Origin of the sequence: Cryobacterium cheniae (assembly GCF_004403395.1) — a bacterium.
Lineage (GTDB): Bacteria > Actinomycetota > Actinomycetes > Actinomycetales > Microbacteriaceae > Cryobacterium > Cryobacterium cheniae.
In genome coordinates, this window is the sequence record NZ_SOGN01000022.1 from 20,511 (window position 1) to 27,830 (window position 7,320).

The 7,320-nt window shown below is 66.6% G+C and carries 6 protein-coding genes; 4 read left to right on the forward strand and 2 right to left on the reverse strand.

What is annotated here, in order from left to right:
- The first annotated feature begins 6 nt into the window (after nucleotides 1-6).
- The gene (locus E3T23_RS03725; protein ID WP_134369070.1) at nucleotides 7-579 is read left to right on the forward strand and encodes a DUF3090 domain-containing protein; all 573 of its coding nucleotides are present in this window, start codon (nucleotides 7-9) and stop codon (nucleotides 577-579) included.
- The gene (locus E3T23_RS03730; protein ID WP_134369071.1) at nucleotides 579-1,361 is read left to right on the forward strand and encodes an SCO1664 family protein; all 783 of its coding nucleotides are present in this window, start codon (nucleotides 579-581) and stop codon (nucleotides 1,359-1,361) included. Before E3T23_RS03725 ends, E3T23_RS03730 begins: the two co-directional genes overlap by 1 nt.
- Before the next feature lie 2 nt (nucleotides 1,362-1,363).
- Here the strand turns inward: E3T23_RS03730 and nrdG are convergent, their stop codons facing one another.
- Both nrdG and nrdD read right to left on the reverse strand, forming a co-directional pair.
- The gene (nrdG, locus tag E3T23_RS03735; RefSeq protein ID WP_134369072.1) at nucleotides 1,364-1,966 is read right to left on the reverse strand and encodes an anaerobic ribonucleoside-triphosphate reductase activating protein; all 603 of its coding nucleotides are present in this window, start codon (nucleotides 1,964-1,966) and stop codon (nucleotides 1,364-1,366) included.
- Nucleotides 1,959-4,214, reverse strand: a complete 2,256-nt coding sequence (gene nrdD, locus E3T23_RS03740; RefSeq protein WP_134369078.1) for an anaerobic ribonucleoside-triphosphate reductase — start codon at nucleotides 4,212-4,214, stop codon at nucleotides 1,959-1,961. The genes nrdG and nrdD overlap by 8 nt, the downstream gene beginning before the upstream one ends.
- Before the next feature lie 200 nt (nucleotides 4,215-4,414).
- On the opposite strand from nrdD, the gene E3T23_RS03745 reads away from it, so the two are divergent.
- Nucleotides 4,415-5,362 carry a pseudouridine synthase gene (locus E3T23_RS03745; RefSeq protein WP_134369073.1) on the forward strand — a complete coding sequence of 316 codons (948 nt, stop codon included), beginning with the start codon at nucleotides 4,415-4,417 and terminating at the stop codon, nucleotides 5,360-5,362.
- A 441-nt stretch (nucleotides 5,363-5,803) separates the two neighbouring features.
- Complete coding sequence (locus E3T23_RS03750; RefSeq protein WP_478213374.1) at nucleotides 5,804-7,213, forward strand: HNH endonuclease signature motif containing protein; 1,410 nt, start codon at nucleotides 5,804-5,806, stop codon at nucleotides 7,211-7,213.
- The last annotated feature ends 107 nt before the right edge of the window (nucleotides 7,214-7,320 follow it).

Below are 7,320 nucleotides of genomic sequence, written 5' to 3' on the forward strand. Positions count from 1 at the left end.
ACCCACATGCCCACAATCGTCCATGAGTTCGCCTGGCCGGATCGGGTCGTCGTCGGCACCGTCGGTCTGCCCGGTTCTCGCACGTTCTACCTGCAGGTGCGCACCGGAACCCAGATCGTGAGCGTCTCGCTGGAGAAGCAGCAATCCGCTCTGCTCGCCGAGAAGATCGACGAGATGCTCGACCAGCTGATGAGTCACGAGGGCAACCCGTTCAGCATCCCGACCAAGACCCCCGTCGAGCTCGTCGACAATGAGCCGCTGGATCAGCCCGTCATGGAGGAATTCCGCACCGGTGCGATGAGCCTGGGCTGGGACCCGTCGACCGTGCAGGTCGTGCTCGAGGCCTACCCGGTCGTGGAAGTCGACCCGGGCATCGACGACGTGCTCGACGAGGACCTACTGGACGCGATCATGGTGGAGCCAACGGAGATGCTCCAGGTGCGGATGCCCGTCGGCACCGCCCGGGCCTTCGCGAAGCGCACCCGCGAGGTGGTGGGAGCCGGCCGCCCGCTCTGCCCTCTCTGCGGCAACCCGATCGACCCGGACGGGCACGTCTGCACCCTCCCCGGCAGCCCCTGATGCTGCCCGATGCCCCCCTCGACGACGGCGAGCTCGACGGTGAGCTTGAACTGACGGGACGCATCACGACAGCCTCGAACGCCACCTTCCTCGGCAGCATCGGCGGCGTCACGGTCGTCTACAAGCCCATCGCGGGCGAGCATCCGTTATGGGACTTTCCCGACGGTAATCTCGCCGGCCGTGAGGCCGCGGCCTATCTGGTCTCGCAGGCCTTCGGCTGGAACGTCGTGCCCCGCACCTGGCTGCGGGGCGGTCCGATGGGCCGGGGGATGGTGCAACTGTGGCAGCATGCCGACCCCGAACAGGATGCCGTCGACCTGGTCCCGTGGGAAGCCGACCCGGCCCCGGGGTGGTGCCGCGTCTTCGACGGACGGGACGAGCATGGTCGGGCGGTCACCCTCATCCATGAGGACTCGGCCGCGCTGCGCCGGATGGCCGTGTTCGACATCGTCGTGAACAATGCCGATCGCAAGGGTGATCACATCCTGGCGATGCCGGGCGGCCACCGTCATGGCGTCGACCACGGGCTCACGTTCCATGTCGAGCACAAGCTGCGCACCGTGCTCTGGGGCTGGCTGGGCGGAGAGCTCAGCATCGACGAGCTCGCCGGGATCGACCGGGTCAGCGCGCTCCTGGCCGGTGAGCTCGGGGACACCCTCGCCGGGCTGCTCAGTGACGTAGAGATCGCGGCACTGGCCGCGCGCTGCGACCGGCTCCGCTCCGAGGGCCGGTTCCCGGCACCGCGCGGCGACATGCCCGCGGTGCCCTGGCCGCTGTTCTGACGCTAGATCAGGTTTCGTTTCTCGATCTGTTCGAAGCTGGTGGTCGCATCCTTCAGCCCGCTCCACAGCGTCACCTGCCCACTGGCCAGGGACGCCTTGACGTCGATGATCCGCTGGTTGCTGCTGCCCCGGAACTGCAGGCCCAGGTCGCGTTGGCCCAGTTCGAACCGACCGTCGACCAGAACGTCGACCCTCCCGAGCAGGGCGAGCTTGTCCGCACTGTCCAGCAACAGTTCTTCGAACGTGTAGCCGGTCCAGCACCACACATCCTTGGTCGTGCCGAGTTCCCGGCGAACCCGGTCGATTAGCGGCAGGCATACTCCGGTGTTGAGGAACGGCTCCCCGCCCAGCAGGGTGAGGCCCTGCACATACTCCTGGCCGAGGTCGGCGAGGATCTGGTCCTCGAGCTCAGGGGTGTACGGCTGCCCGTAGCGAAAATTCCAGGTGGCCTCGTTGAAGCAGCCGGCACAGGCGAACAGGCAACCGGACAGGTACAGGCTGCACCGCACCCCCTCGCCGTCCACGAAGACGAAGGGTTTGTAGTCGCCGACGTACCCCTGGCTCAGCTTCTCCGACAGCCACTCGCCGGGCTGGGGGTTACGCATCCTCGGCGACGGATGCGGCGGCATCCGCCCCACGGATGCCGGTGGCGCCGGCCATGTGCTTGACCCGGGAGGTGATCTCGGTATGCCGGCCGTGCACCATCGGACGGGCCTGGGGGTTGCCGAGGTAGCCGCAGGTGCGCTTGACGACATCGCAGGTCATCGGATCGGCGTTTCCGCACTCGGGGCATTCGAACCCGCGCTCGGTGGCGTCGAAGTCGCCCGAGAAACCACAGGCGTAACAGTGGTCGATCGGAGTGTTGGTGCCCAGGTAGCCGACACGATCGTAGGAGTAGTCCCAGACGGCCTCGAGGGCCTTGGGGTTCTGCTGCAGAACAGGGTATTCGCAGTAATGGATGAACCCGCCGGAGGAAAACGTCGGGTAGATCTTCTCGAAGTCCAGCTTCTCGAACGGCGTCGGGTTCTTGCGCACGTCGTAGTGGAAGCTGTTGGTGTAGTAGTCCTTGTCGGTGATGTTCGGCACGGAGCCGAACTTCTCGGTGTCGAGTCGGCAGAACCGGTCGGTGAGGCTCTCGCTCGGCGTCGAGTACACGCTGAACTGGTAGCCGTACTCGTCGCTCCACGCCGTGGTGCGCTCGTGCAGTGTGCGCAGGATGTCGATGGTGAAGTCCCGCGCTTCGGTGTTGGATTCCCAGTCCCCGCCGTAGAAGGCCGCGGCCACCTCGTAGAGGCCGATGTAGCCGAGGGACACGGTGGCACGCTTGTTCTTGAAGAGGGTGTCGACGGGCTGGCCGGCCTCCAGCTGCCGGCCGAAGGCGCCGTAGACGTAGAGGATCGGGGCGTTCTGCGGGGTCGCTTCCTTGCACCGCTCGATCCGGAAGAGCAGGGCGTCGCGCGCCGTGCTCACCCGCTCGGCGAGAATGCTCCAGAACTTGCCCTTGTCACCAGCGGCCTCGAGGGCGATCCGGGGCAGGTTGAGCGTCACGACACCGAGGTTCATCCGGCCCTCGGAGACGTCGTTGCCGTCCTCGTCGGTCCAGCCCTGCAGGAAGGAGCGGCAGCCCATCGGCACCTTGAAGCTGCCGGTGAGTTCGACGATCTTGTCGTAGTTGAGGATGTCCGGGTACATGCGCTTGGTGGAACACTCCAGCGCGAGCTTCTTGATGTCGTAGTTCGGGTCGGTCGGTTCGAGGTTGAGGCCCCGCTTGACGGTGAAGATCAGCTTCGGGAAGATCGCCGTGCGCTTCTCGCTGCCCAGCCCCTCGATCCGGATCTGCAGGATCGCCTTCTGGATCTCGCGTTCGAACCAGCTGGTGCCGAGGCCGAAGCCGAGGGAGGTGAACGGGGTCTGACCGTTCGAGGTGAACAGGGTGTTGATCTCGTATTCGAGGCTCTGCATCGCGTCGTAGATGTCCTTGAGGGTCTTCTCCTCGGCATAGGGCTGGTGCTGGGACTCGTCCGAAATCCACTTCCGGGCATCGGCCAGGTGCTTTTCGAGGTTCTTCTCGGCGTAGGGGGCGAGGACTTCGTCGATGCGGTTCCCCGAGCATCCGCCGTACTGGGTCGACGACACGTTCGCGATGATCTGGGAGATCTGGGCCGTGGCCGTCTGCACCGAGCGGGGCGGGTCGACATCGGCGTTGCCGATCCGGAAGCCCTGGCTCAGCATGGTCTTGAAGTCGATGAGGCAGCAGTTCGTCATCGGCGCATAGGGGTGGTAGTCGAGGTCGTGGTAGTGCAGGTCGCCCTTCTGGTGGGCGTTGGCGACGTGCGGGGGAAGCATTTTCAGGCCGATGGCCTTGCCGACGGCGCCGGCGGTCAGGTCGCGCTGGGTGTTGAAGACGTCGCTGTCCTTGTTGGCGTTCTCGTTGACCACCGATTGGTCTTTGCTGATCAGTTTGACGATCGAGTGGTTGATGTCGGTGGCTTTGCTGCGTGCGAAGTCCCGCTGGATGCGGTAGTTGATGTACGCCTCGGCGGCGTCGTATTCCTTGCTGTCCAGCAGGGCGTGCTCCACGATGTTCTGCACCTCGTAGATCTTGATGTCCACCGCGAAGCGCGAGGTGATCTCGCGGTTGACGCGAGCGACCAGGTCACGGATGGTGCGGTGCGTGAGCGGGGTCAGCTCGCCGTTGACTTCGGTGAAGCTCTTGGCGAGTGCCGCGTAGATGCGGGCGTCATCGAAGGCGACACGGCGTCCGTCCCGTTTGGCCACCATGAGAGTGCCCGGAGTGTTCCCCGTGTTCTCGGTGTTCTCGGTGTCGAGGGTTTCTGCGCCGGGATTTTCCATTTTCAACACGCGTTGCCATCTCCTTGGGTCGTATGTACCCACTGCGATCGGGCGGGACGTTGAACCGGGCGAAGGAACCATATGTAGTGGTTGGGGTGTGAGCTACATACTACCTGTAGGGGTTGGTCGTAATTCACTCCGGCTCGCCGCAGGCGTCTTCCTGCTGGTGGGGTGGGTGCCGGGCGACGTACGATCAGTGGATGCCCCCGCCCTCTCCGTTGCCCCCGCGCCACGGGCTCGATGCCGCCTGGGTGTGCACGCCGGAGGAGGACCGCACCCGCCCGCATCCGTGGCCGACGATGGGTGCCTGGTTGCTCGAGCGGTTGCCCCAGTTCGTGGACGTCGCCGGGTTTCTGGCCGGGGAGCGCTTCAGCTACCAGTCGGGCGTGCCGGTCGTCGGCAGCGACCCCTACGGCCCGCATACCTTCGTCTGGTTTCATCGCGATCTTGCCGAGGAGACGGTTGTGCCCGGGGTCATCCACCTGGTGCATCGGGACGCCCGACTCGTGGTGATCGACAAGCCTGCCTTCCTCTCGACCATTCCGCGCGGCCGGCACGTCGTGCAGAGCGTGGTGGTGCGCCTGCGGGCCGAGTTGGGGCTGCCCGAGCTCTCGCCGTTGCATCGACTGGACCGGGTGACGTCGGGCATTGTGGTGCTGGCGACCGAGCGACGCTGGCGCGGGGAGTACCAATCGATGTTTCAACGCGGCGAGATCGAAAAGACCTACCGTGCGCTGGCCCCGCTGCGGCCGGATCTGGAATTCCCCGTCACCGTCCGCAACCACCTGACCGCCAGGCGAGGCCGATGGCAGGCCGAGGTGACCGACGCCCCGGCCAATGCCGAGTCGCTGATCGAGCTGGAGACCGTTGTGCAGGGCACAGGCGTCTATCGGTTGACCCCGCGCACCGGAAAGACCCATCAGCTGCGGATGCACATGTTGGGCCTGGGAATTCCGATCATCGACGACCCGGTGTACCCCGTCGTTCAGGATGTCGCGATCGACGATTTCAGCCGCCCGCTCCAGCTCCTGGCGAGTGGGGTGACCTTCACCGATCCCATCGACGGGGGAGTGCGCCGGTTCGAGAGCGTGCGCACGCTCCCGCTGCGCGCTGAGACTGTTGCCGGCGGCACGGACGCCGGCGGTTGAGCCACCCCGGTGGTTGAGCCTGTCGAAACCCGGCGAGCCGACCTCCGAACCCGCCCACCGGCATCCGCGCCCACGCTAACTCCGGACTTTTTCGCGACACGCCGTTCCCGGCGCCAGCCCACCCGGCGTGTCCCGAAAAACTCCGACTTAACGTCACGACGCCTACCGTCACAGCGACTACCGTCGGGTAATTGATTACTAGAGTTGAGCAAAACTCTTGACTCAAGGTTCGAAGTCATTTACAATTGGGTCATGGCAGGAGCCCCCACTCCGCACCGCCCGACCGCCTCCACCCAGGCGGTTCCTTCCGAGGCCCCGCCTACCGAGGCCCCGCCTACCGAGGCCCCACCTACCCTGGTGCAGCAGCTGCAGCAGGCCCGTGACCTGGCGGCGACCGTGCTCGATTCGGTGGCTTTCTCCCTCTTGGACGAGGCCGACGCGATGGCGGTGCTTCGCACGGTCGAAGACCTCGGCCGCCGGGTCGATGCCGCCAGGGTGGCATCCGCCGCCGACATTGCGGGGCGGTCCCGCCGCATCCTCGGCCACGAGTCCCTCGCGCACAAGAACGGTGCCAGCAGCGGGGTCGACCTGATCACCCGGCTGACCCGCATCTCGGCCCGGGAGGCGAACCGGCGGGTGCGGCTCGGCGACAATGTGACGCCGCGGCTGGCCGGCACCAGCATGCTGCCGCCCTACTACCCGGCCGTGGCGGATGCCCTCACCGCGGGTGATCTGGGCGTCGACGCGGCCGAGAACATCGTCACGGCCCTCGACACGGTCGCGGCCCGGGTCGCGCCCGATGACCTCGGCGTCGCCGAGCGCACCCTGGTCGCGAATGCGACCGGGGCCGTCACCGAGGAAACGGCCGGGCTGCCCGGCGAGGGGTTCGCGTTTCCCGCCGACCTCGTGCGCGGTCTCGCGACCCAGTGGCAGGCCCACCTCGACCCCGACGGCACCGCGCCGAACGAGCCCGTCGCCGAGGCCCGCAGCACCGTGGGGTTCGGGCTTCTCCGCGACGGCCTCTACCCCTTACGCGGTGGTGTCACCCCCGAATTCCGGGGCATCCTGAACGGCCTCTTCGACACCTACCTCTCCGCCCACGCCGCGCCCGCATTCCCCACCGAAGAGGAACAGGCGCGCATGAATGCCGGAGAGCTCATCCCCGGCGCCGAAGCCGCCGCCCTCAGCGACGACCGCAACGGCGGCGAGAAGCGCGCCGACATCCTCCGCGGAATCCTCGAAGCCGCCACCCGCGACCCGGGCACCCCCAGCATGGGCGGCGCGGCCCCCACGGTCATGATCCACGTGAACAAAGCCGACCTTCTCGCCGACCATGGGGTGGGCTGGATCGACGGGGTCGACGCCCCCATCTCCATGAAATCCGTGGTGCAGGCCCTCTGCTCCGGCGGCTTCCAAGAAATCTTCTTCGGCGACAACAACGAAGTCCTCAGCCTCAGCACCGAAAACCGGTTCTTCAACCGGGCCCAACGCCGAGCGATCGCCGCCCGCGACGGCGGCTGCACCATCCCAGGCTGCGACGTGCCCGCAGCCTGGTGCGAAGTGCACCACGTCATCCCCTGGCACCGCGGCGGAAAAACCAACATCGACAACGGGGTCCTGCTCTGCTGGTACCACCACCACAGCATCGACACCTCCGGCTGGGAAATCCGCATGATCCGCGGCAAACCCGAAGTCCGGGCACCCCTCTGCTACGACCCCACCAGAACCTGGCGGCCAGCNCTCTGCTACGACCCCACCAGAACCTGGCGGCCAGCAGCCGGCCATCGGGCAGGGACTCGGAAGGCAAGTCCGCGACTCGGGTCCCGACAGGCTCGACCAGCGTCAACGTGAGTTCCCGAGTTCGGCTCGCCGGGGTCTCGGGTCTCGACAGGCTCGACCGGCGTCGACGTGAGTTCCCGGGTTCGGCTCGCCGGGGTCTCGGGTCTCGACAGGCTCGA

Bases quoted from the DNA above. Each gene is read 5' to 3' on its own strand.
- E3T23_RS03730 (WP_134369071.1), top strand. From the start codon at position 579: ATGCTGCCCGATGCCCCCCTCGACGACGGCGAGCTCGACGGTGAGCTT.
- E3T23_RS03725 (WP_134369070.1), top strand. From the start codon at position 7: ATGCCCACAATCGTCCATGAGTTCGCCTGGCCGGATCGGGTCGTCGTC.
- nrdG (WP_134369072.1), bottom strand. From the start codon at position 1,966: ATGCGTAACCCCCAGCCCGGCGAGTGGCTGTCGGAGAAGCTGAGCCAG.
- E3T23_RS03745 (WP_134369073.1), top strand. From the start codon at position 4,415: ATGCCCCCGCCCTCTCCGTTGCCCCCGCGCCACGGGCTCGATGCCGCC.
- nrdD (WP_134369078.1), bottom strand. From the start codon at position 4,214: ATGGAAAATCCCGGCGCAGAAACCCTCGACACCGAGAACACCGAGAAC.